The sequence below is a fragment of the Mesorhizobium sp. M0802 genome (assembly GCF_040320115.1).
Classification (GTDB): domain Bacteria; phylum Pseudomonadota; class Alphaproteobacteria; order Rhizobiales; family Rhizobiaceae; genus Mesorhizobium.
In genome coordinates this window covers 39,304-64,825 of sequence record NZ_JAMYOY010000009.1, presented here as the reverse complement: position 1 = coordinate 64,825, position 25,522 = coordinate 39,304, and the positions used below count along the sequence as shown (strand labels likewise).

The 25,522-nt window shown below is 63.1% G+C and carries 24 protein-coding genes; 11 read left to right on the top strand and 13 right to left on the bottom strand.

Annotated features, from left to right (window positions below; genetic code table 11):
* Positions 1-6 precede the first annotated feature (6 nt).
* Positions 7-978 (bottom strand): glycosyl transferase family 90, encoded by a 972-nt coding sequence (locus NKI10_RS14740; RefSeq protein WP_023697459.1) that lies wholly within the window; start codon positions 976-978, stop codon positions 7-9.
* Between the two features lie 178 nt (positions 979-1,156).
* Between NKI10_RS14740 and NKI10_RS14735 the strand changes: the two genes are divergently transcribed.
* Positions 1,157-1,315 (top strand): hypothetical protein, encoded by a 159-nt coding sequence (locus NKI10_RS14735; protein WP_023673009.1) that lies wholly within the window; start codon positions 1,157-1,159, stop codon positions 1,313-1,315.
* Between the two features lie 72 nt (positions 1,316-1,387).
* Here NKI10_RS14735 and NKI10_RS14730 read toward each other — a convergent pair whose 3' ends face one another.
* Complete coding sequence (locus NKI10_RS14730) at positions 1,388-1,648, bottom strand: DUF982 domain-containing protein (RefSeq protein ID WP_352860666.1); 261 nt, start codon at positions 1,646-1,648, stop codon at positions 1,388-1,390.
* Positions 1,649-1,730: 82 nt separating this feature from the next.
* Positions 1,731-2,396: a GntR family transcriptional regulator gene (locus NKI10_RS14725; RefSeq protein WP_352860664.1), complete on the bottom strand. Its 666-nt coding sequence runs from the start codon at positions 2,394-2,396 to the stop codon at positions 1,731-1,733.
* A 150-nt stretch (positions 2,397-2,546) separates the two neighbouring features.
* Here NKI10_RS14725 and NKI10_RS14720 point away from each other — a divergent pair, with 150 nt between their 5' ends.
* Together NKI10_RS14720 and NKI10_RS14715 are read left to right on the top strand one after the other, a co-directional pair.
* Positions 2,547-3,812 carry a multidrug efflux MFS transporter gene (locus NKI10_RS14720; protein ID WP_023693244.1) on the top strand — a complete coding sequence of 422 codons (1,266 nt, stop codon included), beginning with the start codon at positions 2,547-2,549 and terminating at the stop codon, positions 3,810-3,812.
* A 43-nt stretch (positions 3,813-3,855) separates the two neighbouring features.
* Complete coding sequence (locus tag NKI10_RS14715) at positions 3,856-4,230, top strand: DUF423 domain-containing protein (RefSeq protein WP_352860662.1); 375 nt, start codon at positions 3,856-3,858, stop codon at positions 4,228-4,230.
* A 39-nt stretch (positions 4,231-4,269) separates the two neighbouring features.
* Here NKI10_RS14715 and NKI10_RS14710 read toward each other — a convergent pair whose 3' ends face one another.
* Both NKI10_RS14710 and NKI10_RS14705 read right to left on the bottom strand, forming a co-directional pair.
* Positions 4,270-4,413 carry a hypothetical protein gene (locus tag NKI10_RS14710; RefSeq protein ID WP_023673014.1) on the bottom strand — a complete coding sequence of 48 codons (144 nt, stop codon included), beginning with the start codon at positions 4,411-4,413 and terminating at the stop codon, positions 4,270-4,272.
* 63 nt (positions 4,414-4,476) lie between these two features.
* A complete protein-coding gene (locus NKI10_RS14705; protein ID WP_023673015.1) occupies positions 4,477-4,620 on the bottom strand; it encodes a hypothetical protein in 144 nt (47 codons plus the stop codon).
* A 146-nt stretch (positions 4,621-4,766) separates the two neighbouring features.
* Between NKI10_RS14705 and NKI10_RS14700 the strand changes: the two genes are divergently transcribed.
* Entirely contained in the window at positions 4,767-5,849 is a 1,083-nt protein-coding gene (locus NKI10_RS14700) for a LacI family DNA-binding transcriptional regulator (protein ID WP_023682412.1), read from the top strand.
* A 15-nt stretch (positions 5,850-5,864) separates the two neighbouring features.
* Here NKI10_RS14700 and NKI10_RS14695 read toward each other — a convergent pair whose 3' ends face one another.
* Positions 5,865-7,100 carry an OpgC family protein gene (locus tag NKI10_RS14695; RefSeq protein WP_023700562.1) on the bottom strand — a complete coding sequence of 412 codons (1,236 nt, stop codon included), beginning with the start codon at positions 7,098-7,100 and terminating at the stop codon, positions 5,865-5,867.
* A gap of 217 nt (positions 7,101-7,317) precedes the next feature.
* Between NKI10_RS14695 and NKI10_RS14690 the strand changes: the two genes are divergently transcribed.
* Positions 7,318-7,989 carry an alpha/beta hydrolase gene (locus tag NKI10_RS14690; protein ID WP_023682414.1) on the top strand — a complete coding sequence of 224 codons (672 nt, stop codon included), beginning with the start codon at positions 7,318-7,320 and terminating at the stop codon, positions 7,987-7,989.
* Positions 7,990-8,046: 57 nt separating this feature from the next.
* Here NKI10_RS14690 and sthA read toward each other — a convergent pair whose 3' ends face one another.
* Entirely contained in the window at positions 8,047-9,435 is a 1,389-nt protein-coding gene (gene sthA / locus NKI10_RS14685) for a Si-specific NAD(P)(+) transhydrogenase (RefSeq protein ID WP_023682415.1), read from the bottom strand.
* 190 nt (positions 9,436-9,625) lie between these two features.
* Here sthA and NKI10_RS14680 point away from each other — a divergent pair, with 190 nt between their 5' ends.
* From NKI10_RS14680 to NKI10_RS14670, 3 genes are all read left to right on the top strand, one after another.
* The gene (locus tag NKI10_RS14680; protein ID WP_023673020.1) at positions 9,626-10,096 is read left to right on the top strand and encodes an RDD family protein; all 471 of its coding nucleotides are present in this window, start codon (positions 9,626-9,628) and stop codon (positions 10,094-10,096) included.
* A 139-nt stretch (positions 10,097-10,235) separates the two neighbouring features.
* A complete protein-coding gene (locus NKI10_RS14675) occupies positions 10,236-11,000 on the top strand; it encodes an arginyltransferase (protein WP_023682417.1) in 765 nt (254 codons plus the stop codon).
* A gap of 120 nt (positions 11,001-11,120) precedes the next feature.
* Positions 11,121-12,017 carry a DMT family transporter gene (locus NKI10_RS14670; protein ID WP_023682418.1) on the top strand — a complete coding sequence of 299 codons (897 nt, stop codon included), beginning with the start codon at positions 11,121-11,123 and terminating at the stop codon, positions 12,015-12,017.
* On the opposite strand, the gene NKI10_RS14665 is transcribed toward NKI10_RS14670, so the two are convergent.
* Together NKI10_RS14665 and parC are read right to left on the bottom strand one after the other, a co-directional pair.
* The gene (locus NKI10_RS14665) at positions 12,005-13,219 is read right to left on the bottom strand and encodes an AI-2E family transporter (RefSeq protein ID WP_352860659.1); all 1,215 of its coding nucleotides are present in this window, start codon (positions 13,217-13,219) and stop codon (positions 12,005-12,007) included. The genes NKI10_RS14670 and NKI10_RS14665 overlap by 13 nt on opposite strands.
* Positions 13,220-13,499: 280 nt before the next feature.
* The gene (parC, locus tag NKI10_RS14660; protein ID WP_352860657.1) at positions 13,500-15,752 is read right to left on the bottom strand and encodes a DNA topoisomerase IV subunit A; all 2,253 of its coding nucleotides are present in this window, start codon (positions 15,750-15,752) and stop codon (positions 13,500-13,502) included.
* Positions 15,753-16,155: 403 nt separating this feature from the next.
* Here parC and NKI10_RS14655 point away from each other — a divergent pair, with 403 nt between their 5' ends.
* Positions 16,156-17,346, top strand: coding sequence for an aq_1923 C-terminal domain (locus NKI10_RS14655; protein ID WP_023697470.1), 1,191 nt, complete (start codon positions 16,156-16,158; stop codon positions 17,344-17,346).
* Positions 17,347-17,576: 230 nt separating this feature from the next.
* Here the strand turns inward: NKI10_RS14655 and aspS are convergent, their stop codons facing one another.
* From aspS to NKI10_RS14635, 4 genes are all read right to left on the bottom strand, one after another.
* The gene (gene aspS / locus NKI10_RS14650) at positions 17,577-19,364 is read right to left on the bottom strand and encodes an aspartate--tRNA ligase (RefSeq protein ID WP_023682421.1); all 1,788 of its coding nucleotides are present in this window, start codon (positions 19,362-19,364) and stop codon (positions 17,577-17,579) included.
* 214 nt (positions 19,365-19,578) lie between these two features.
* Positions 19,579-20,667 (bottom strand): tetratricopeptide repeat protein, encoded by a 1,089-nt coding sequence (locus NKI10_RS14645; protein WP_352860655.1) that lies wholly within the window; start codon positions 20,665-20,667, stop codon positions 19,579-19,581.
* A gap of 23 nt (positions 20,668-20,690) precedes the next feature.
* On the bottom strand, positions 20,691-21,680 hold the full coding sequence (locus tag NKI10_RS14640; RefSeq protein ID WP_352860653.1) for an SEL1-like repeat protein: 990 nt from the start codon (positions 21,678-21,680) through the stop codon (positions 20,691-20,693).
* A gap of 358 nt (positions 21,681-22,038) precedes the next feature.
* Positions 22,039-22,797, bottom strand: coding sequence for a DeoR/GlpR family DNA-binding transcription regulator (locus NKI10_RS14635; protein WP_352860651.1), 759 nt, complete (start codon positions 22,795-22,797; stop codon positions 22,039-22,041).
* 111 nt (positions 22,798-22,908) lie between these two features.
* On the opposite strand from NKI10_RS14635, the gene NKI10_RS14630 reads away from it, so the two are divergent.
* A complete protein-coding gene (locus NKI10_RS14630) occupies positions 22,909-24,168 on the top strand; it encodes an MFS transporter (RefSeq protein ID WP_352860649.1) in 1,260 nt (419 codons plus the stop codon).
* Between the two features lie 91 nt (positions 24,169-24,259).
* The gene (locus tag NKI10_RS14625; RefSeq protein ID WP_352860647.1) at positions 24,260-25,504 is read left to right on the top strand and encodes an MFS transporter; all 1,245 of its coding nucleotides are present in this window, start codon (positions 24,260-24,262) and stop codon (positions 25,502-25,504) included.
* Positions 25,505-25,522 lie beyond the last annotated feature (18 nt).

Here is a 25,522-nt window from a genome sequence, read left to right as displayed (position 1 = left end):
AGGCCGCTAGCCCGCGATAAACCGCCAGACCTGCGGATCGGGCTCGATCTGGCCGCTGAGCACGAAATATTTGTAGAGCACGAGCAGGCAGATCGCCTGCTCGGCCCGCTCGTCGGCGAATTTGCGGCAATAGGCGTTGGCCGCCGCAACGATGCGCTGGGCCTCGGCCGGATGTTTCTCGAGATGGTGCACGCGCTCGGCCAGATCGCTGAAGTCGGGCGCCAGCGGCACATAATGGACATCGGGCTCGAGCTGCCCTTCCGCGAACCAGGTCTCATAGGTCGGCGGCGGCATCAGGCAGAGCGAGTTCGAGCTCATGATCCATTTCAGATTGGTCGCGACATCATTGCCTTCGAGCGAGATGATATAGCGGTAGCGGCGCTGCTGATCGATGCTGAGATAGGGCTTGCGGTATTCCGCAGGTGCTGTCGCCCTCGGCGTGCCGACATCGCAGAACGGCAGATTGCGGGCTGCATCCAGCAACAAGGTGCGGATCGGATTGTTGAGTTCGCCGCGCCAAACGACGAGCGGATGCTTGTCGGCGAAGGCGACATCGTCGGCCGGCATGTAGAAATGACGGAACTTGTTCAGCTTGAACAGGACGCCGTTGCCGTTGTCGCCCGCTATCGGCCGGTCCTTGACGATCGACGGCATCTTCGGCACTTCGATGACGTCGCCGAATTCCAGGTCGATGCGCAGATCTGGGTCGAAATAACGGGTGAACTCCTTCAGATCGTAATAGTACATGCTGCGGTCCGACGGCAGCCGGCTGACCGGCACGGCCTCGGGGCTGGGGCTAAAAGGCTCCCGCAGCGTGTTGTAGTAATTGAGCCGCTGGCGGACCGATGCGTCGGAAAGCCTGGCCTGATCGAGCAGCCGGCCGAGCCGGCGCCGGAAAAGAACCGGCGGCGCGATGTCGCGCATGGCGTTGCGCGCATAGTAGATCAGCTTCTGTGCGTTTCTTTGAAGCGTGGCCATCGGTCGTTTTGATTCGAAATCGGTCGGCGGCGGCTCCAGCAACTGTCCCGCAGCCTTTTCTAAACCATTGTGTTCGCCATCACGCAAGTCCAGAACCGCTGGCATCTGCCCTCGCGGCGCTGTTGTGTTTGCCGGCCAATGCTTCTAGGCAGGATCAGGCACAGCGAAAGGAAACGATATGGCTCGACCACCGAATTACGGTCAGGAACGCAAAGAGCGCGACCGGCAGAAGGCCGCCAAGAAGGCGGAGAAGCTCGCCGCCAAGGTCGCGGCCAAGGAGCGCGCCGAGCCTGAGAACGAGGCAAGTTCCAAAACCGACACCGAGACAGAAAAATAGGCAAGACAGGATCACCGGCCCGCGAAACGGGCCGGATCCTGGCAAAATGCCGGTCTGATCAGGCCGATGTGATCAGGCCGGGGCCTTGTCGCTGACGAAGACGTTGACCTCGCGCGCGGCGGCGATGAAGGCGCGTCTTGCAATCATCGCCGGCTTGTCGCCGGCCAGCGCGTCATGGCAGGCCTGCAGCGCTTCGCGGTGCTTGGGGCTGCGCTTGCCGGGCCAGCTGTTGAGCAGGTAATCGGAAGCCTCGCGCACCGTACGTAAGTGCTGAGTGCTTCCCTCCGTGCCCGACTTAACGGTCACGGGTGTTTCAAATCGGTTGTTTTCCATGGCCGCCTCTTACGCCATCGGCGTCCGCGAAGCGAGGCCGAAAGCGGATCGCGACGGCGTTCTTTCGTTTTCGTGACCGGTATCAAGCGGCGACGACGGCAAAACCCCTGGCGCGCAGGCCGCGCCGGTCATTGTGCAACGACGTCACCAGGCGGGCGCGGCTGCCGGCGATATGGGCGGAAAGTCGCGCCGCCGCCGCATCGGCATCGCCGGCCCGCACCGCTGCCAGAATGGCGTGATGCTCGCTCCAGACGCGGCCGAGCGCTGCCTCGTCGCGCACCTCCAGCCAGCGCGCCCGCGACAGGCGCGTCATGGCATCGCGCACGGCCCGGAACAGGAACTCGTTGCCGGAGAGCCGCGCCAGTTCGATATGGAAATCCATGCCGACGCGGTGCCATTCCTCGCGCGGCGTGGCAGTGTCGCAGGAGTCCAGCATCGCCTTGATGACATCGGCTGCGCTCCTGTCGGCCAGCGCCGAAGTCAGCCTGACCGCCGCGACCTCGACGGCTTCGCGGTACACCGCGATCTGTTCCAGTTCGGCAAGGTTGATCGGCGACACGGTCCAACCGCGCCCGTCGCGGCAGATCAGCCCTTCCGTCTCCAGCCGCAGCAGGGCTGCCCTGACCGGCGTGCGCGAGGCGCCGAAGCGGCTCTCGATCCAGCGCTCCGTCAGCCGCTCGCCAGGACCGACCTCGAGGCCAAGGATCATCTCGCGAAGCGCTTTTTCGACGATCTGCATCTGCGACATAGTTGCTTCCATTGCTGGCGATCGGCCTTGCCCATTGGTCTTGCCGATCACATTGAGGGCGCCTGATTGACAGCAGCCGGGCTTTGCGTCCATGAGGGTGCCAAATTGGTATCCCAAAATGGTATCCGCAGCAAGCGGACAGGACAGGACATGCCGCAGGACAGTGCAGCGCGGGCCGCCGAAGCGCCTTCCACCTACAACATTCATTGGCGGCGCAACCTGTTCGTGTGCTTTGCCGGATCGTTCAGCACGCTTGTGGCGATGACGTTGCTGCTGCCGTTCCTGCCGCTCTATGTCGAACAGCTGGGCGCCGTGGGCCACGCGGCGATCGTGCAATGGTCCGGCATCGCTTTCGGCGCCACCTTCCTTGCCGCCGCCCTTGTCGCGCCACTGTGGGGACGGCTGGGTGACCGTTATGGCCGCAAGGTGATGCTGGTGCGTGCCAGTTTCGGCATGGCGATCTGCATGTCGCTGACCGGCATGGTGCAGACCGTCTGGCAATTGGTGCTTTTGCGCCTGTTGATCGGCTTTGCCGGCGGTTATTCCTCAGGCTCGACGATCCTTGTCGCCATGCAGACGCCGAAGGAGCGCTCCGGCTGGGCGCTTGGCGTGCTGTCGGCCGGCATCACCGCAGGCTCCCTGGTCGGCCCGTTGCTTGGCGGCGCGCTGCCGCCATTGATCGGTATTCGCGCCACCTTCCTCATCGCGGGCGGCGTCATTTTCCTGGCGGCGCTGGCGACGACGTTCCTGATAAAGGAGATGCCTCGCCCGCCAGTACAGGCAAAACGCGAGGAGAAACCAAAGGGAAGTTGGGCGCAGATCCCCGACAAACGCCCTGTCGTGGCCATGCTGGCGACCGGCATGCTGTTCACCTTCGCCAACATGTCGATCGAGCCGATCATCACCGTTTACGTCCAGCAACTGGTCGCGGAGGCAAGCCGGGTGACCCTGGTCTCAGGTGTCGTCATGTCGGCGGCGGCGCTGGGCGCCATCCTGTCGGCGTCACGGCTGGGCAAACTCGCCGACCGCATCGGCCACTGGAACGTCATCGTCGCATCGCTGGCCGTCTCGGCGCTGCTGTTGATACCGCAGGCCTTCGTCACCGAGAGCTGGCAGTTGGTCGGGCTGCGGTTCCTTATGGGTCTGGTGCTGGGCGGGCTGTTGCCCTGCATCACCAGCGTCATCCGCCACAATGTTCCCGATGGGGTCGGCGGCAATGTGCTGGGCCTGGCAATCTCGGCGCAATATGTCGGCCAGGTTGCGGGGCCGCTGCTGGGCGGCTTCGTCGGCGGCCATTTCGGCATGCGCGCGGTGTTTCTCGGCACGTCGTTGCTGATGGCGGGCGGTGCCGCGTATAATTGGCTGGCCCAGGCGCGCCGCACGCGCGACATGCTGGCGATATCGGAAAAATCCTGACAGACAGGTCGCGCCGCCTATCGTCAATCACGGAGCCCGAGACATGAGCATCGCCGAGTCAGCACCAGCAAACAGCGCGCGCATCCTCGTTTTCGCCGGCGGCATTGCCGGCGCGGCGGGCGTGGCGCTGTCGGCGGCATCAGCGCATCTCGGCGGCGCCTTCGTCGGCACGGCCGCATCCTTCCTGCTCATGAATGCGCCGGTGTTTTTGGCCGTCGGCCTCGCCGGCGCAAACCGGATCTTGCGGATCGGCAGCCTGGTGCTGCTCGTCGGGCTTGTTCTGTTCTGCGGCGATCTGCTGGCACGGGATTTCGTGGGATCGCGGCTGTTCCCGATGTCGGCGCCGATCGGCGGCACCTTGCTCATCGCGGGCTGGCTGGTGATCGCGGCCTCGGCGCTCGTGCGGCAACGGTCCTGACGAGCCAAGAACCCTGTCCCATCAGATATCACACGAGGCTTAATCCTGCCGGTTTTGCGGCAGCAGGTCGCGGTTGCGCTTGGCAGACTTGGTCGGCCGCCGCCTTTCCGGCTGCTCCGTGGCAGGCGAGATACCCCAGTAATTGCGATAAATGTCTTCGAACAGATGCTTCACGGGATGCATGTTCGTCTCCTCTTCAAGAACTTGAATCGATCCAATCAGCTGGCACGAAAATGCCGGGGCCGATCAGCTGCGCTTGCGTTTCACAAGGTATTGCAGGTCACGCCTCCACGGCCCGACCTTGTCGCGGCGCCTGCGGGTGGCGGCGTCGGAGACTATGCCCCAATCATTGCCGTAGATGTCTTCGAACAGATAATTCACGGGATGCACGGCACCCTCCTCTTGAATCGATCCAAGTTATACTTGGTGAATCCCTTGGATCGATTCAAATATAGACCCTCTCCGCCGTCCGATCAAGGGAAAATTTGAACCGATCCAACGAAAGTGCTAAACAGGCTCCGGTTCAGGAGACGAAAATGACGGCATTGACCTCCGGCAAGACGAGACCAGTGCGGCTTGCCGACATCGCCAAGGCGGCCGGGGTCTCGCACGGTACCGCGTCCAACGTGTTCGCTCGCCCGGAAATCGTGCGCGAAGAGGTCCGCGAGCGGGTCAAGGCGGCGGCGGAAGCGATGGGCTATGCCGGCCCGGATCCCAAGGGCCGGCTGCTGCGCGCCGGCAAGGTCAACGCCATCGGCGTGGCAACGGCGGAACCATTGTCCTATTTCTTCGACGATCCCTTTGCCCGCGTCATGATGGCCAGCATTTCGCAGGCCTGCGACGCCACCGGCGCCGGAATTTCGCTGGTCTCGGCCGCCAACAGCGAGCAGCTCGCCTGGAACATCCAGAGCGCCCTGGTCGACGGCTTCATCGTGTTCTGCATCGAGGGTGGGTCGCGGCTGGTCGAACTGGCGCGCGAACGCAAACTGCCTTTCGTGGCGCTTGATCTCGATTCGGAAAATGAGGCGGTCGCTGCGATCGGCGTCGACAACGTCGCCGGCGCGGGTCTGGCGGCGCGCCATCTGGCCGAGTTCGGCCATCGCAGCTTTGCCGTACTCGCCCTGGAATCTGCCGACGCTGGCTTTGGTCCCGTCACGCAGGAGCAAGTCGAGACGACATCCCTCTACTCGGGCACACGCGACCGTCTGCGTGGCTATTTCGGCGAGCTCTCCCGCTTCGGCATCGACGTCTCGCAAGTGCCAATCTACGAAACCCTCAATGACGAGGCGAGCGTTCGGGCCGGCCTCGATCATATTTTCGCGCTGCCGCAGACGCCGACGGCAATCCTGGCCATGTCGGACAAGATCGCGCTGCATGCGCTCGACTGGCTGCGCGAGCGTAACATTGCCGTGCCGGGCGATGTGTCAATCGTCGGCTTCGACGGCGTGCCGGAAGGCGCCGACTCCGAGCCGCCACTAACCACTGTCGCCCAGCCGATCGCCGAGATGGGCCGGCTGGCCGTCAAGGCGATCCTCGAAAATGACGGCTCGCAGCACCGGCAATTGCTGCCGGTCGATCTTGTGGTGCGGGGGTCGTCCGGCCCCTCGCCTGCTAGCTAGGCGGCTGATGTGGGATCATCGGCTTAGCCTTGGCATCGCGGGCATGCCGAAGGTCTGGTGAACGGCTGGCGCTTCTTTGCGAACCGGCTTTTTGCCCAAGCCGATGCCGGACAGCCACTCAAGATAGAAGGCGAGCGCGAATTGCATGGCGATGCCGGCCGAAATCAGCAAGACGTCATAGGCAAAGCCGCCCGGATTGATCAGCTTCATCACCTGCGCCGCCATGGCGATCAGCGTGCCGGCGAGGAACACCGGCAAGGAGCGCTTGCCGAGCAGGGCAAGCGGATGGTCCGGGCTGAGACGGAACAGGTTCGAGAAAGCCGGCAGGGCGACGATCAGATAGCTCACCGCCAATATGTGCAGGAGCCGCGGCAGCGACAGGAACGTCTTGTCGAAGCCGCCGATCACCACGGGCAGGTTAAACCACGTTATCTCGCCCCAGAGCGGGCTGTGCACCCAGACCGCCGCTGCCGCGACATAGGTCGCCGCGGCGCCCACCAGCCAACGATTGACGGGAATTGTGCCGCCGCGCCTGACATGCAGCATGCCGGCAAGGCCGATGTTGAACAGGAATTGCCAGGACAGCGGGTTGAGGAACCAGAAGCCGGGCTCGGGATAGTTCGGCGGCGCGATCTGCCAGAGGCCGGCGACGAGCCACAGCGCGCCGGAAAAGACCAGCGCCGGCAGCGGCCGGTAGCTGACGAAGAGCAGGAAGAGCGGCGCCATCAACAGCAGCGCCGCATAGACCGGCAGGATGTTGTTGTAGCCAAGCTGGTGGCCGAGCGTGACAATGCCGATCATGACCTCCGGCGTGTTCTTCATCAGCGGCTCGATGTTGATCAGCTTGAGCAGTTCCGGCCGCCGGCCGAACACCGCCGCGGCGCAGAACAACGCCATCACAACCATGGTGGTGACGATGTGGGCGCTGTAAAGCACGCCGGCCCGGCGCCACATCTTCAACATCGCCAGCAGCCGGCCGCCCGGCTGGAACTTGGTGCCATATGCGAGTGCGACCGACATGCCGGAAATCAGCACGAAGGCTTCCGCCGCGTCCGAGAATCCGAAATTCTTGTAGGTCAGCGTTTCGAAGACGGTGCCCGGCACGTGGTCGATATAGATGGTCAGGAGTGCGAGCGCACGGAACACGTCAATGCGCGTGTCGCGATCGGGGATACGCGGAGCGCGATCGGCGATACGCGGAGCGCGATCGGCGATACGCGGGGCGCGATCGGGCGGGACTGGCAGGGTCATCGACAAAAGGCCTCAAAGGAGAGCAAGGATGCTCGCGTTGTTCATGCCGGGATGCGACCATCGGCGCACACCGCTTCGATTCCTCCCGCAGGGAGCATATCGGCGCAGAAACGGTCTGAAATGAGCCTGTTGCAATCACATTTGGCGGAGCGTGAAAATATTCCGTTTTGAAGCTGGCAAAGGACCAATGTCTCCGTGAAAACAACGAGATATGAGCGTGGATCGATATAGCGACGAGAACGCCTTTCTGCACCAGGATCTGGCCTTTCCCTACCGCCTCCTCAAGCCGGAGAATGCCGGCGGCGAGAGCCTGTTTTTACTGCACGGATCGGGTGTCGACGAAACGACGATGGTCCCGATTGCGAGGCAGATCGCCCCTAACGCCACGCTGGTCGCGGTGCGTGGCCGCATCCGCCAAGAAGACGGCTTCCGCTGGTTCGAGCGGATCACGCCGACCAGTTTCGAACAGGCGAGCATCCGTGCCGAAACATCGTACTTTGCCGCCTTCGCAAGCGAGGCCGCAAAGCGCCACGGGCTCGACCTCGCCCGGGCGACTTTCCTCGGCTATTCCAACGGCGCCAATCTGGTTTCCAGCCTGATGCTGCTCAACTCCGGCCTCGTCCGAAAAGCGGCGTTGCTGAGAGCAATGCCCGTGCTTGACGATGCGCCGGCAACCGATCTGACAGGAAGGCGCGTCCTGATTGTCGCTGGTGCCGCGGACGAGACCTACGGGCCGTTTGCGCCGCCACTGGTGAGGCTGCTCAACAAACATGGCGCCGAGGTCGATGCGCGCATCGTGCCTTCAGGTCACGAAATCGGCGACCCGGATGCCGCCATCGTCCGGCAATGGCTGGCGGGACCAGCATTGGTCGCACGCCAGGCAGGCTAAGAGACCTTGGTAGACCGCATCGGCGCCCGGCGGAACGGCTGAGCAGATGCTCGTCGCCTAGCCCTGTCCCATCCGGTTCCAGGCATCGAGCCCGGCGATCTTGTAGGCTTCGGCCAGCGTCGGATAGTTGAAGGTGTTGTTGACGAAGAAATCAACCGTGCCGCCGAGGTTGATCACCGCCTGGCCGATATGGATCAGTTCGGTGGCGCCTTCACCGACGATGTGGGCGCCGAGCAGGCGGCGCGTTTCGACCGAGAACAGCAGTTTCAGAAAGCCGGAGTTGACGCCCATTATGTGGCCGCGCGAGGTTTCGCGGAACCGCGCCAGACCGACTTCATAAGCAGCGCCGCTCTCGCGCACCTGCTCCTCCGACTGACCAACGGTGGAGATTTCCGGCACGGCGTAGATGCCATAGGGGAAGGTTTCCGGCGGCGGTGGCAGTTGCACGCCGAAGGCGTGGCAGGCGGCCACCCTGCCCTGCTCCATCGATGTCGAGGCAAGGCTGGGGAAACCGATGACGTCGCCGGTGGCATAGATGTTGGGCGCACTGGTCTGGAAGGTCTGCGGATCGACCTTGATGCGGCCCCGGGAATCGGCCTCGATGCCGACCACGTCGAGGCCGAGGCTGCCGAGATTGCCGCTGCGGCCGGCGGCGTAAAGCACGATCTCGGAGCGGATGGTGCGGCCATCGGCGAGCGTCACTTCGGCATAGTCGGGTTTTGAGACGATTTCCTTGACCGTACTGCCGAGGCGAATGGTCATGCCGCGGTCGCGCATCTGGTGGATGAAGTCGTCGACGATCTCGCGGTCGACGAAATCGAGGATGGTGTTGCGCGGCTCCACCAGCGTCACCGGTACGTCGAGCGCCGAAAAGATCGTCGCATATTCAACGCCGATGACGCCGGCGCCGATCACCGTCAGCGTGCGCGGCAGATGGTCGAGTTCCAGCATCTCATCGCTGTCGAAGACGCGGATCTTGTCGAAAGGCACGTCGCGCGGCCGGTGCGGCCTGGTGCCGACCGCGATCAGCGCATTGGTGAAACCAACCTCCGAGTAGTCGCCATTGTCTGCCGTCAGGCTGACCTTGTTTGGGCCGACGAATTTCGCCATGGCGCGGACGCTTTTGACGGCGTTGCGCATAAACTGGTGCTGCAGCACCTCGACCTCGTGGTCGAGCGTCTTGTGCAGCCGCTCGACCAGGTCGGCGATGGAGATGTCCTGCTTGACCCGGTAGCCGCGGCCGTAAAAGCCCCGCTCGCGCCAGCCGGACAGGTTCAGCACCGTCTCGCGCAGCGTCTTCGACGGGATGGTGCCGGTGTGCACCGAGACGCCGCCGAGGCGCCGGCCCCTGTCGACCACCAGCACCGATTTGCCGAGCTTTGCCGATTGCACCGCGGCGCGGCGCCCGGAAGGGCCGCTGCCGATGACCAGCATGTCGTAATCCATGTAACCCCGTCCCCTCGGCGTCTTGTTGCGCCGCAGCAAGCTAACGCCATCCGTCCACCAAATTCAATCGGCTCAACCGCGCCACACTGCCGACCCGGACCGATGGACGAACCGATCTTGATTCCGCCCGCGGTCTTCACCATTTCAGTGGCGGCGCACCCTAGCGTGGCGCCTGTTATGAGGACATGACATGAACGCGCGGGTACTTGACGGCGAAATCATCACCAGCAGGCTCGACGACGTCAGGGCCTATGACGGTGTGCGCACGCGGCGCATCCTGGCCTTCATCATCGACTATTGCATCGTGGCGCTGCTCACCATTCCGTTCGCGATCCTGGTGGCCGTGCTTGGCCTTTTGACATTCGGTCTTGGCTGGGCGCTGTATTCCATCCTCGTGCCGGCGGTCGCCATTCTCTACATCTGGAACACGCTGGGCGGTCGCAACCAGGCCACATCAGGCATGAAGATGATGGGCATTCGGCTCGATCGTCTCGACGGCAGCCGTATCGACGGCCTCACCGCCGTTGTCCATTCGGTGCTGTTCTGGGCGAGCACGGTCATCCTGACGCCGCTCGTCCTCCTGGTGACGCTGTTTTCCGATCGCAAGCGCACACTGCACGACCTGCTGCTTGGCACCGTCGTCAGCCGCAGCGACCGTTGAACCGGCGTTCAACCGACGCCAACAGGCATTTGTGCGCAAATGTGAAGGGGTCCGTTCAACCCCGCCTTCACAATCCTGTTGAATTTTTCGCCAGCCAAGCCAAAGGTAGAGCGATTCGCAGGAGTGTTCCCAAGGTTCGATGACGCACCATCCGACCCAGTCGCCGCAGTTCTTCCTGACCGCGCCATCGCCGTGTCCGTATCTTGAGGGCCAGTTCGAACGCAAGGTGTTCACGCATCTGGTCGGCGACAAGGCGCCGGAGATGAACGACCTGTTGACGCAAGGCGGTTTCCGGCGCTCGCAGAACATCGCTTACCGTCCCGCCTGCGAGACCTGCCGCGCCTGCGTCTCGGTGCGCATCCTGGCGCAGGAGTTCACCGCCAGCCGCAACATGAAGCGGGTGATCCAGCGCAATTCCGATCTCATCGGCGCCATGCACGACGCGCAGCCGTCGACCGAGCAGTATTCGCTGTTTCGCGGCTATCTCGACGCCCGCCACCGCCGCGGCGGCATGTCCGACATGACGGTGCTCGATTACGCCATGATGGTCGAGGATACCCATGTTGACACCAAGGTGATCGAATACCGGCGCCGCGGCCCCGACACATTTATCACCGGCAAGGGCCAGGGCGAGCTGATCGCCGTGGCGCTGACCGACAAGATGGCCGATGGCCTGTCGATGGTCTATTCCTACTTCAATCCCGAGTTCGAGGACCGCTCGCTCGGCACCTTCATGATCCTCGACCATATCGCCCGCGCCCGGGCCATGGGCTTGCCCCATGTCTATCTCGGCTACTGGGTCAACGGCTCGCGCAAGATGAACTATAAAATGCGCTTCATGCCGCAGGAGCATCTCGGCCCGAAGGGCTGGGAACGCTACGACCACGAAGCGGTCACGCGCTGATTTTTCTTCTTACCAGATCCTGATCTAAACATTTTCAGCCGAGACGATGCTGGTCTTCCGCCCGTTGGCGGGGCGATTGCGCCGACCGGCATCTGCTCAAATCATTGCGAAAGCCGTTGCATGTCCTCTCACAATGCCCAAACCAAAGGACTTCTGCTCACCGCGCTTGGCGGGCTGGCGCTGACCATCGACATTCCCCTGATCCGGCTCGCCCATGGCGAAGCCTGGACGATCCTTTTGCTGCGCACCGGCTGCACCTTCGTGGCGGGGCTGATCGTATGGGCCATCTGGCGCTCGTTCAGCAAGAATGCTCCGCAGCTGATACCCGGCTGGTCGGGGCTCGTCGTCGCCACCCTCTACGGGCTCGGCGCAATCGCCTTCATCACTGCCGTCTACAACACCTCGACCGCCAATCTGGTTTTCATCCTGGCCTTCTCCACCATGTTCTCGGCGCTGCTGTCGTGGCTGTTCCTGAAGGAGCGACCGCAGCCGCTGACGCTTGCGGCAATGGCGCTGATGATCGTCGGCATCGCGATCATCGTCGGCGATTCCGTCGGCACGGGAAATCTGTTCGGCGATGTGATGGCGCTGTGTTCGGCCTTGGCGATTGCCTGCGCAATCACCGTTTCACGCGCCAGCGGCAGGGATATGGGATTCACCGCGCTGACCGGCGTCCTGCTGCCGTTCGGGCTGGCGGCGCTCATGGTCTCCAGGACCGGTTTCCAGGTGGAAGCGCCATGGTGGATCGTTTTCAACGGCGCCGTCATCATGCCGTTCGCCTTCTTCTGCCTAGCCAACGGGCCGAAATACATTTCAGGCCCGGAAGTGGCGATGTTCTATCTCCTGGAAACGGTTTTGGCGCCGGTCTGGATATGGATGATCTTTGCCGAGACGCCGTCGCGCAACAGCTTGATCGGCGGCGTGATCCTGATCGTCACGCTGGTTGCCCATTCCCTGTGGCAGTTGCATGAAGGGCGCAAGCGCCGGGCAGCGCTCGCCGTCGCTTACCCAGCCTGACTTTTCTTCGCCGGGCCGGCGACAATCTCGATCTGCGGCGGCCCGCCTTCGAGCTCGGCCGCCGCGTCGGGAACGGTGTCTTCGGCCAGTTCCACCTCGCGCAGCCATTCGCGCCAGATCGCGACGAGCAGCGCCATCAGCACCGGGCCGATGAACAGGCCGAGAAAGCCCATTGTCTTTACGCCGCCGATCAGGCCGAAAAAAGTCGGCAGGAAGGGCAGCTTGATCGGCCCGCCGACCAGCTTCGGGCGCAAGGTCTTGTCGACGATGAACAGTTCCACTGCGCCCCAGATGAACAGCGCCAGACCCGCCATCGGCGAGCCGCTGGCGGCGAGGTAGATCGACACAAGCGTAAACGACAGCGGCGCGCCACCGGGGATCAGCGCCATCACGCCGGTCAATGCGCCCAGCGTCACCGGCGACGGCACCCCGGCCAGCCAGTAGGCGATGCCGAGCACCAGCCCCTCGCCGATGGCGATCACGGTCATGCCGGTAACGGTCGAGGAAATGGTCGCCGGCACGACGCGCGAAATCCGCTCCCAGCGCGTCGGCAGGATGCGTTCGCCGAGCCGGTCGATCTGGCTGGCAAAGTGTTCGCCGTCGCGGTAGGCGAAGAACAGCGCGATCATCATGAACAGCAGCGTCAGCAACAGGCCGAAGGCGCTGCCGCCGGCAGCCAGCACGCCGCGATAGATGCTGCCGATATTGGCGCCGCTGACCAGCTGGATCAGCTCGCCGATGCCGCCGGGATGGCCGAAATTGTCGATCCACTGTTCGTTCAGCCACTCGCCGACGACAGGCAGCGAGGTGATCCAGTGCGGTGTGACCGCGCCGTGCCTGTTGGTCTCGATCGCCCAGCCGACCCATTCGCGGACCTCGTTGATGGCGTAGGTGCCGGCGAGCGCTATCGGCACCACCAGGAAGGCGAGGATGAACAGGATGGCGAGCGTCGCGGCGACCGTGCGGTTGCCTCCGACACCGGCAAGCAGCCGGCGGTAGAGCGGCCAGCTGGCAAAAGCAATGACGAGGGCTGCCAGCACGGGAAACAGGAACCCGTGGAAGAAATAGACGCCGGCGGCGACGATCAGCACCAACAGCCAGCGCGCCGCCGACAGCGGCGGGATGACGGCGGCCCGCAGCGGTGTCGACAGGCCGAACAGGCGCTGCTGACGTTCCGGCTTCTGGGTCTTCGCTTCTTTCAAACGGTCAATTCTCCCCAGCCTACACAGCGTTTATGCACTGTTATAGTGCCGCAATCGTGACGATAGTCCAAATGGTTGGTGAAGCTGCCAATCTCCCCCCTTGTGGGGGAGATGTCCGGCAGGACAGAGGGGGGCGCGAAGGATCGCCGCCTGGCACCCGACATTGAAGACCCAAGAGTTGCGACCGAGTGGCGAGCCATGACCATTTGATGCGCTGGCGGGACAGCGCCCCCCTCTGGCCTGCCGGCCATCTCCCCCACTTGGGGGGAGATCAGCAGCTTCAACCAAATTTCCCGGTCCGCGGGAATCCCTTCGGCACCATGCGACCGGCCGACGCTCTCGCGCCGATCCATTCCGCCAGCTCCTCGCGCGACCTGACGAAGGTGCGGTCTGCGGAATCCTGCCACGACAGGCCGCTCGCCAGCGTGAAGGGTTTCAGGTCGAGCAGACCGCCATCCTTGTATTTCTGCAGGCGAACGCCCTTGCCGCGGCCCATCTCCGGAATTTCGGAGAGCGCAAACACCAGCATCTTGCGGTTCTCGCCGACAATGGCGAGATGATCGCCTGACACGGGGACGCAGGCCTTGGCCTCGTCGGGCGCCTTGACGTTCATCACCTGCTTGCCCTTTCGGGTGTTGGCGACGACCTCCTCCTCCGGCACGACGAAACCATTGGCATCGTAGGAGACGAGCAGCAGCTTGCGCTTCGGGTCGTGGACGAAGGCGGTGACGATGTCCTGGTCGTTGTCCATGTCGACGATGATGCGGATCGGTTCGCCATGGCCGCGGCCGCCCGGCAGCCGGTCGGCGCCGATGGTGTAGAATTTTCCGCCGGTGGTGAAGACCAGGATCTTGTCGGTGGTCTGGGCATGGAAGGCGAGCTTGAGGCTGTCGCCTTCCTTGAAGGTGAGCGTGGAATGGTCGGCCAGATGGCCTTTCATCGCCCGCAGCCAGCCCTTTTCCGAGACCACCACGGTGACCGGCTCGCGCTCGATCATGGCGTGCGCAATGTCGGTCAGATCATGCTCCGGCGCGTCGGCGAACTGGGTGCGGCGCTTGCCGAGTTCGGTCTCGGGGCCGAACTTGTCGCGAACCTGCGTGACTTCCCATTTGATCGTCGACCATTGCTTGGCGTCGGATGCGAGCAATGCCTCGATCTGCTTCTTCTCGGTGGTGAGACCGTCGAACTCCTTGCGGATCTCGAACTCTTCCAGCTTGCGCAAGGCCCGCAGCCGCATGTTGAGGATGGCTTCGGCCTGGGTGTCGGTGAGCGACCAACGGGCCATCATCACCTGCTTGGGCTCATCCTCCTCGCGGATGATCCTGATGACCTCGTCGATGTTGAGATAGGCGATCAGGTAGCCGGCAAGGATTTCCAGCCGCTTCTCGATCTCGCCAAGCCGATGCTTCGAGCGGCGGATCAGCACATCGCGCCGATGGTCGAGCCACTCCTTCAGCACGCCCTTCAGCGACAGGACGTTAGGCACCTTGCCGCGCGACAAAACGTTCATGTTGAGGGGAAATCGGCTTTCGAGCTCGGTCAGCTTGAACAGCGATTCCATCAGAATGCCGGGATCGACCGAACGGCTCTTCGGTACGAGCACAATGCGGATGTCCTCGGCGCTTTCATCCCTGACATCCTCAAGCAGCGGCAATTTGCGCGCGATCAAAAGCTCGGCGATCTTCTCGATCAGCCTGGCCTTCTGGATGCCGTAGGGGATTTCGGTGACGACGATGCTCCAGGTGCCCCTGCCCTGATCCTCCTGGCCCCATTTGGCGCGCACGCGAAAACCGCCGCGGCCGGTCTCATAGGCCTCCAGGATGGATGCGCGGCTGTCGACGATGATGCCGCCGGTCGGGAAATCCGGCCCCTGGACGAACTCCATCAGCTTTGTCACCGGCGCGTCCGGCTGCTCGATCAACTGCAGCGCTGCGTCGCAAAGCTCGGCGGCATTGTGCGGCGGGATGGACGTGGCCATGCCGACCGCAATGCCGGAGGAACCGTTGGCGAGCAGATTCGGGAAGGCGCCGGGAAGCACTACGGGCTCCTCGTCCTCCTCATTGTAGGTTGGCCGGAAATCGACGGCGTCCTCGGTGATGCCGGCAAGCAAATCGCTCGCCACCTCGGTCATGCGCGCCTCGGTATAGCGCATGGCGGCGGCGTTATCGCCGTCGATATTGCCGAAATTGCCCTGCCCGTCGACGAGGGGATAGCGCATGGAGAAATCCTGCGCCAGGCGCACCAGCGCGTCGTAGATCGACTGGTCGCCGTGCGGATGGAACTTGCCCATCACGTCGCCGACAATGCGGGCGCATTTGGCAAAGCCCTGGTCGGGGTTGAGCCTGAGCAGTCGCATGGCATGCATGATGCGACGATGCACAGGCTTCAGCCCGTCGCGCACGTCAGGCAGCGCCCGGTGCATGATGGTCGACAGCGCATAGGCGAGATAGCGCTCTTCCAGCGCCTTCTTCAGATCCACCGGTTCGATGTGGTCACCGCCGCCATTTTCAGGCGGCAAAATCCTTTTTCCCATGCGGCTGGACTAGCCGAGCGGGTGATTCGCGGCAAGGCGGGGCTGCGGAAATCCGCACTTTGCAGCCTTTGGCTTACGAGGGCGGCTCAAGGTCCGACGATGGATGTGACGAACTTCATGTTCCCCCTTGCCGTCCCTGTGCAACAGCAACGGTAGCAGTGCTGTTGCCAACCAACATCAATCTGTTACACGCCCTCTCTAAGGCAGGAGACGGTACGCAGGGGAGCCCGACCTTCATGACATATTCACCGCATCGGGCGAAGGCTCCCGCTCCGATTTGCCTTTCGCCGTGATTTTCGACAACTCTGCGGGAAAGCGCCTTTTTCCCGTCCAGTTCGTCACGGAATGGTGATGGCGTAGAATTGAGAAAACACTTTTTCAGGACTCTCTCAGGGAACTCGCGATGACAATCCAACGTTCGACACTCAAGAAACTTGCTTTTTCGACCTTTTTGCTGACGCTGCCGCTGAATGCCGCCTTTGCGCAAGACACGGCGGTTGCCGACCGACTGAAGGCCGCACTTGCCGTCCAGGGCGTCGATATCACCTGGACCGGCGTTACCGGCGACAATTCCAGCATGGTGCTGCAGGGCGTGTCGGTCAAACCGGCGGCCGAAAAGGAGGCGCTGCCGATCGGCGACGTCAAGCTCGAGGGCGTGACCGAAGCCAATGGCGGCTTCGATGTCGCGACCATCACGACTTCGGCCTTCGAGCACAGCAAGGACGGCGTCACGCTCAACCTCACCCCCTTCGTCATCCACGACGCCAACATCCCGGCTGAGGGCGCTACAGGCCCGCTCGGCTCGATGATGATCTACAAGTCGGCCGAACTCGAAAACCTGACGGTCAAGGTTGCCGACAAGACCGCCTTCTCGGTGGATGGGCTTGCTGTCCAGATCACGCCGCCGGCCGACGGCAAGGCGATGGAGTTTTCCGCCACCACGGAAAAGTTCAACGCCGACCTGACCCTGGTCGACGATGCGAAATCCAAGGAAGCCATCGAGGCCCTCGGCTACCAGAACATCTCGGGCAATATCGAAATCGGCGGCACCTGGCAGCCGAGCGACGGCAAGATGGACCTGTCGAAATACGACATCTCGGTCGAGAATGCCGGCACGCTCGGCATGACCTTCGGCCTCGGCGGCTACACGGTCGACTTCGTCAAGTCGCTGCAGGAGATGCAGAAGAAGATGGCGGCGCAGCCCGAAGGGGCTGACAATTCGGCGCAAGGCATGGCCCTGCTCGGCCTGTTGCAGCAGCTCTCCTTCAACAGCGCATCGATCCGCTTCGATGACGATTCGCTCACCGGCAAAGTGCTTGAGTATGTCGGCAAGCAGCAGGGCATGTCGGGCAAGGACATCGCCAACCAGGCCAAGGCGATCGTGCCGTTCGGCATGGCGCAGCTCAACAATCCCGAACTGACCGCCGAAGTGACGGCCGCGGTGAGCAAGTACCTCGACGATCCGAAGAGCCTCGAGATTTCGGCCGAGCCGCCGGCAGCGGTGCCGTTCGCGCTGATCATGGCCGGCGCCATGTCCAACCCGGCCGACCTGACCAAGACGCTGGGCGTCCACGTCAAGGCCAACGAAGACTGATCGAAGTTCGCTCCCTTCTCCCCGTCACTATACGGGGAGAAGGTGCTGGCAGGCAGATGAGGGGCGGCGCCAACGCCTGCAAATTGTAGTTCGATGCTGAACCGATTGTCAGAAGGCGCCAACTGCTAAGGCCGTTCGCCAATCGCCTGCATGCGTGCTGCCCCTCATTGTCCTGCCGGACATTTCTCCCCGTATAGAGACGGGGAGAAAGGGCAGCTGCAACGCTGCCGTCAGTCCTTCTTCACTGCCGCGACACGCAGCGACAGATCACGCAACTGCTGCGGCGAGGCTTCCGAAGGCGCGTTCATCAACAAATCGTAGGCCTGCTGGTTCATCGGGAACATGGTGATCTCGCGCAGGTTCTTGGCCCCGACCAGCAGCATGACCACGCGGTCGACACCGGCCGCCATGCCGCCATGCGGCGGCGCGCCATACTGGAAGGCGCGATAGAGGCCGCCGAAGCGCTCCTCGACCGTGGCGCGGTCCAGCCCGACCGTCTCAAACGCCTTGACCATGGTCTCGGGCAAATGGTTGCGGATACCGCCAGAGGCGATCTCGAAGCCGTTGCAGACCATGTCGTACTGGAAGGCCTTGATGCCGAGCAGGTCGTCGCCGTTGAGCGCGTCGATACCGCCTTGCGGCATCGAGAACGGGTTGTGGGCGAAGTCGATCTTCTTCTCCTCCTCGCTCCATTCGAAGAACGGGAAGTCGACGATCCAGCACAATTCGAAGCGCTCGCGGTCGACAAGGTTCAGTTCTTCGCCGGCACGCGTACGCGCGGCACCGGCGAAGGTAACGAACTTCTTCGGATCGCCGGCGACGAAGAAGGCGGCGTCGCCATCGGCAAGGCCGAGCTGCTGGCGGATCGCCTCGGTGCGCTCCTCGCCGATGTTCTTGGCCAGCGGACCGGCGCCTTCAAGCTTGTCGCCTTCCTTGCGCCAGAAGATGTAACCCAGTCCCGGCTGGCCCTCGCCCTGCGCCCACGAGTTCATGCGGTCGCAGAAGGCGCGGCTGCCGCCGGTCTTGGCCGGAATGCCCCACACTTCGGCCTTCGGATCGTTGGCCAGGATGTTGGCGAAGACCTTGAAGCCGGAATCGCGAAAATGGTCGGAGACGGCCTGCATCTCGATCGGGTTGCGCAGGTCCGGCTTGTCGGAGCCATATTTGCGCATCGCGACATCGTAAGGAATGCGCTGGAATGTCTGCGTCACCGGCTTGCCGTTGGCGAAGGTCTCGAAGACGCCGCGCATCACCGGTTCCATGGTCGACAGCACGTCGTCCTGCTCGACGAAGCTCATTTCGAGGTCGAGCTGGTAGAATTCGCCGGGCAGACGGTCGGCGCGCGGGTCCTCGTCGCGGAAGCAGGGCGCGATCTGGAAATAGCGGTCGAAGCCCGAAACCATGATCAGTTGCTTGTACTGCTGCGGCGCCTGCGGCAGCGCGTAAAAGGTGCCGGGATGGATGCGCGACGGCACCAGGAAGTCGCGCGCGCCTTCCGGCGACGAGGCCGTCAGGATCGGCGTCGAGAATTCGGTGAAGCCGACATCGGTCATACGCTTGCGCATCTCGGCGATGATTTTCGTGCGCGCCACGATGTTCCTGTGCAGCGTCTCGCGGCGCAGGTCGAGAAAACGGTACTTCAGGCGGATGTCTTCGGGATAGTCGGGCTCGCCGAACACCGGCAGCGGCAATTCCTTGGCTGCCGACAGCACCTCGATCTCGCGGGCAAAGATCTCGATCTCGCCGGTCGGCAGGTTGGCGTTGGTGGTGTCCGGCAGGCGCGCCTTGACCTCGCCGTCGACGCGGATCACCCATTCGCCACGCAGCGTCTCGGCCACCTTGAAGGCGGGCGAATCCGGATCGGCGACGATCTGGGTCAGGCCGTAATGGTCGCGCAGATCGATGAACAGCAGGCCGCCATGGTCGCGCACGCGATGCACCCAGCCCGACAGGCGAACCGAAGAGCCGACATCGCTCTTTCTCAACTGGGCACAGGTGTGGCTGCGGTAACGATGCATTGTCATGTCAAAAGTCCGGGGTGCTGGGTTGTGGGCCGAGCGTCAAAGCCCGGTCCAAAATTTGCGCGAAAAGCGCATGGGAGGCCCGATTTGTCAAGGCAAGCCGGGTTTGGCAAGCGCCCTTTCTGACTTCGCTCGTTTGCAGGGCCCTGTGCCGATATGGTCGCCTCAGTCACGGCGCCTCAGAAGGGACCGCCTTGCGGCAAGAAAGAGGCTAGCTGCCGAACCTGGCCTGCATCCTGTTGAAGATCTGGACGACATCATCATGCGCCGCCGTGTCGAAGTCGCGGTCGTCGTATTTCGGGCCGGCCACGAGCAGTGGCCCGTCGCCGCGCCAGCGATCCTGTGCGAAATCCTCGCCAAACGACCTTGCCACCTTGCGGCCGCCCTGTTCGATGACGATCGTTTCGCGCGCGCTGGTACGGTTGGTAAGGCAGGCGTAGATGATCTTGTCGATAGCCACCAGCCGCGCGCGCGTATCCTCGCCCGGCTTTTCCATGAAATCACGCATGTAGTTCCGGGCGACGTTGCAGCCACTGACCTGATGGCCGGCTGTAGCGCCTTCGAGAAGCCACTGATCCGACGTCCGCCGCATCACCTCGTCAGCCACCGGTCCTTTCTCCAGGCGGTCGGCATATTTGTCACGCATGGTTGCAAGACCATAGAATGCAGCCGCATCTTCATCGCGTGCGGCGAGCAGTATCTTCGCTGCCATATTGAGCAGACGGTTCTTCACGGCGTGGTCGGCGGCTATGGATTCCAGTGTTCCAAGGATCGAGTCATCGGAGGCTTCTATGAGCGTCCATGCGAACTTGATCTTTTCCTTGCCGTCTCCGGTCGCGCCGACCTCGGCCAACTTCAGGAAACGTTCGCCCCAAGGCGCGAAGTCGCGCTGTGCGGCGCTGCTGCGGCCGAAACATTCCGCCGCAAAAGACGCCGCGGTGACATCGCCCGTCAGCGCCATCTTTTCCAGCATTGCGAAAACAGCGGTGTCTGCCCCGTCGATACGGCAGCGCGATTTTTGTACCAGAGCGAGATTGAGTTGTGCGCGCGGCAGACCGGATTCGGCAGCAGCAGACAGAAGACGCGCGGCCTCGGCAGGGTCTTCTTCGGTTCCCGTACCGCGATTGAGCAGAACGCCGAGATCGTTCATCGCTTTCGGATCGCCGAAGCCAGCGGCCGGCTTCAGGACGGCGACCGCGAGCGACGGCATGCCGGCGTTAAGGGCGCTACGGGCGAGCGTGGTATTGGCGAAAACCCCAATGGCCACCAACGATAGAACGGCAACCGAACCGAGGATCATGAGAAGTTTGCGCATTGTTGCCTTTAAGATGTCGGTTCCTTGAGCCGTGCCGCCGCGTCCTGGAACAAAAGACGCCGCAGCGCATCCGCCGCCCGACCGATGTCAAAGGTGGGATAACTCGAAGCAACCGGATGCGGTTTCACGGCAGGGTATTCCACCGCGTCGTACCATTCCAACGATGCGGCGCTGTCTTCCTGCCGGTCGATGCATGCATGCGCCCGCGCAACCACCGCGTTGAATTCAGAACGGCTGTAGCGGCCAACACGATGCAGCAGGTCTTCCATGGCAAATGAGGCGGTGCGGCAGATCATCGCCCAGTCACCGTTGACAGCGCCGGCTTGCATCCACTCTTCAAATGTCTTCTTGCCAAGCCGGTCACCCAATTGGAGGCGCGGCAACAGCTTGTTGAACTGGTGGCGTGCCACGCCCAGCCATTCGTAGGCCTGCGGCTGACCGAGTTCCGTCGCGGCGAAAAGATCCAGGCTGGCGCGGTCGATGAGCCGAACCACACGGTTGTCATACTCCTGCTGTGTAGGGCTGCCCCGATAGCCTGGAAGCTGGATCGAACGGGCTGCGTTGACCAGCGCCCTGCCCGATTTGAAGCGGCCCGGTCCATCGCCGGAAGCGATCGCAAGCGATGCCGCGATCATCGCACCGTCAGGATCCTCCAGGCGGTTCTTGGCAGCATTGAAATAGAGGCAGTCTATCGTCTGCTTTGCGGCTGCCGCATTTCCGTCAGCGACGGCGGTCTCCAGTTGTCCCACCGTTTGGGCGCTGCGGGCGCTGTCGAGACCGCAGCCGCCACCTCGTATAAGAGCGAGGTTGGCAACTGCTTGCGACGAACCGAGCGCTGCGGCTTGCGTGAACAGCCCGCGCGCCGCCTCGAGGTCGGTCGAGACGCCGACGCCTCGATAGTGCAACACGCCGAGATTGTTCTTGGCTGTTGCGTCGCCGGATGATGCGACAGCCAGATAAACCTTGGCTCCGGCGGCAGTGAAACCCTCGGCGACCAACCAGTGCGCCAAGGCGTTGCGTTGCTTCTGCAAAATGGGGAGCGGTGATGCGATCAGGGCGAAGGCCGCGAAGACCAGCGCAACAACCCAGATAATTAAATGCCTCACGACGCAGCCCTCAGCCGCAAGTGCAGTTACGCGATCCTATGGGCCGAGGCCAGCGAAAAACAGATGTGCGGTTAACAGGTAGTCTCCAACGGGTACAATTGTTTGCCGCTATTTCGGTGATATATTGTTCGGTCTGATAAGAATACTTCATCCAGGAAACGGCTATCAATCAAGCCCATATATGGATAAGCCGCCTCCAAGTACTCGACTTCTGGCAAAGCCAGGAGGCTATCCCGGACGCACCCTTCGTTCAAGCAAAGTGGATTTCAGCGCCCTGGCGTTCAAAGTCGGCGAGGATCGCGGCCGGCGCGGTCTTTTCGACCACGAGGTGGCGGATCGCCTCTGGCCTGGCGACCCGGTAGGGTGCGGCTGTGGCCAGCTTGTCGTTGGTTACAGCGATGACGATGCCTGCGCTGTTCTTGGCCATGGCCCGCTTTACCTCGGCCTCAGCCGAATCGAAGGCCGTGACGCCGCGCGACGCATCGAGACCGCAGGATCCGAGAACAAACAGGTCCGCGCCAAGTTGCGCGACAGCGGCAAGCGTGTCGGCGCCGACGCAGGCGCCGAGATGGCGGTCGAACCGCCCGCCCAGCACAATCAGCTCGACCAAAGCGTGGTCTGACAGGACGGAGGCAATTTCGAGCGAATTGGTGGCGACGGTCAGTTCGAGGTCGCGCGGAATGGCCCTGGCGATCGCGGCATTGGTCGAGCCGCTGTCGATGAACAGGGTCTGTCCGGGCGAAAGCAATGCCACGGTCGCGCGGGCCAGCCGCGTCTTTTCTTCGACCGCATGGCCGGCGCGCAGGCCGACTGGTGTCGATGCGAAGGGTGCGGGCGCGACCGCACCGCCATAGACGCGGCGGCATTGCCCGGCCTTGGCGAGTTCCCTGAGGTCGCGGCGAACCGTGTCCTCCGAAACGCCGAAGCGGCTTGCCAGCTCGCCGGCCAGTACCCGTCCCTCGACGGCGAGGCGATCGCGAATGATTTGATGCCGTTCATCGGTCAGCACTACATGATCCCTCTTTTCTGTATGCACGTTCTTGCACGATTTGCATGTTTGTGCAAGATATGAGGCATACCAAGCTGGCAACCGCCGCCTCTCTGCCTTGAAAGCATCGTCATGACCTTTGGCCTCCGCCTCGCTCCGCAACACCGGGTCTATGCCGGGTTTGCGATCTATTCGTTCGCCATGGGCAACATCTTTCCGCGGCTGCCCGACATCAAGCACGCCATGGGCATAGGAGACGGCACGCTCGGGCTCAGCCTGATCGGGACGCCGATCGGCACCTTGACCGCGCTGACGCTCGCGGCGCCGATCCTGGAACGTGTCGGCTTCCGCCGTGCGCTACTCGGGCTGGTTCCGCTTTTGTCGGTTGTCTTTGCCATTGCCGTGCATGCGCCTGGGCCGCTGGCGCTGTTCCTGATGCTGTTTCCGGTCGGCCTGATGATCGGCAGCGTCGAGATCATCCTCAATGTCGAGGCCGACAGAACCGAATTCCTGCTCAAGCGCCGGATCATGAACCGGGCGCATTCGTTCTGGAGCATCGGCTTTTTCGGCGCCGGCCTGTTCGGCGCCGCACTTGCGCATCTCGGCATATCGCCGCAACTGCACCTGGCCATCGTCGTACCGATGGTGGCGATGGGAATAGCGCTGTTTCTCGGCGGTTACGAATCGGCGCCAAGCCGCTTCGCCGGCAATGACGAGACGGCGCCAAGGCTGGTGCGGCCGACGCTGCCGATCCTCGTCCTCGTCGCGGTGACGCTGTCGGCGATGCTGATGGAAGGCGCCAGCATCGACTGGTCGGCGATCTACATGCGCACCGTGTTCGATGCGGGCCCGTTCGTCGCCGGCTTCACGGTGGCGCTGTTTGCATTCTCGCAAGCGAGCACGCGCTTCTTCGCCGACTCCTTTGTCGAACGCCATTCACCGAGCGGCGTGGCGCGGGTGCTGCTGGCGACGATGGCGGTCGGCGTGCTGCTGGTCTTCTTCTCGCCTGCCCCGCTCGTATCGATGCTGGGCTTTGCCCTGTTGGGCATCGGCAGCAGTGCGATTTTTCCACTGGCGATCTCGGCGACCGCTCAGCGGACGGACCGCTCCGCGGCAATCAATGTCGCGGCGCTGTCGCAGATCTCGTTCGTCGCCTTCCTGCTCGGCCCGCCGCTGCTCGGCTTCGTCTCCGACCATTGGGGCATCCGTTCGGCCTTCGGCATCGGCATCCCGTTTATCGTGCTCAGCCTGCTGACCGCCGGCTCGCTTGGCCGAAGGACGGCCAGCCCTGTCGCGCCGGCGGCGGGCGAAGCGTTGGCGAGGCTCACGAAGCTTGAACGGCCGTCGATCAACGTCCTGAAGCGGGTGGCTGGACAGGCAAGAGAGACCTGAAGGTCACACACCTGTTGGCGGCGGGATATGAAGCTGGCAATGGCCGCATCGATGGTTCAGAACTGCGGAGCCACCTAAGCATCGGTTCCATATGTCCTCCATCCGCCCGCTGATCCCGCTCCTCATCGCCGCCGGCATCCTGCTTGGCGGCAACGGGCTGCAGGGCACGCTGATCGCGCTGCGCGGCGCGCAGGAGGGATTTTCCGCCTCCGACATCGGCCTGATGGGCACGTTCTATTTCGCCGGCTTCCTGCTCGGCTGCCTCGCCGTCACTCGCATCCTGAAGGCGGTCGGCCATGTCAGGACGTTTTCGGCGCTCGCCGCCACCGCCTCGGCCGGCACGCTGCTTCTGGTGCTGGTAATCGACCCGGTGATGTGGTGCGCGGTGCGCTTTGCCGGCGGCTTCTGCTTTGCCGGCCTGTTCACCGTCATGGAAGCCTGGCTGAATTCCGGCGTCGAAAACAAGGATCGCGCGCGGGTGCTCGCCATCTACCGCATGGTCGATATCGGCTCGGTAACCGGCGCGCAGTTCCTGATCCCGATCTTCGGCCCCGGCGGCTTTGCCATCTTCGCCATCATGTCGATGATGATCACGCTGTCGCTGGTGCCGGTGTCGCTTGGCGACCGCTCCAATCCGACGCCACCTGAAGACGTCAAACTCGACCTTGCCCGCGTCTGGCGAATCTCGCCGCTCGGCTGCTTCGGCTGCATCTGCGTCGGCGTCACCAACAGCGCCTTCCGCACGCTGTCGCCGGTTTATGCCGAGCAGATCGGCATGTCGGTGGCCGATGTCGTCACCTTCGTCAGCGTCGGCATTTTCGGCGGCGCCCTCATCCAGTATCCGCTGGGCTATCTCTCAGACCGCTGGGACCGGCGCGCGGTGCTTCTGGCCACGACGTGCGGCGCCCTACTGGCGGCGCTGGCGCTAGCCTTCATCGCCGGCGCCAACCCTACCCTCAACCTGATCATCGTCTTCATCTTCGGCTGCTTCGCCATGCCGCTCTATTCGCTGTCGGCGGCGCATTCCAACGATCGCGCCGACAAGGGCGAGTTCGTGCTGATCAATGCCGCTTTGATGCTGTTCTATTCCTTTGGCGCCATCGGCGGCCCCTTCGCGGCGTCGACGGTGATGCAATATTTCGGACCGGGCGCCCTGTTTGTATTCACTGGCGCAGTCTATGCGGTTCTCATCGCCGTCATTCTCTACCGCATGCAGGTGCGTGGCAGCGTGCCGGCGGGCAAGCGCAGCCGCTTCACGGCGCTGCTGCGCACATCGACTGTGTTCGCGCGGCTGGCGCGCAGGAATGGCGATTCCGACGGATCGACGGATACTTGACCGAAGGGCGGCTTGACG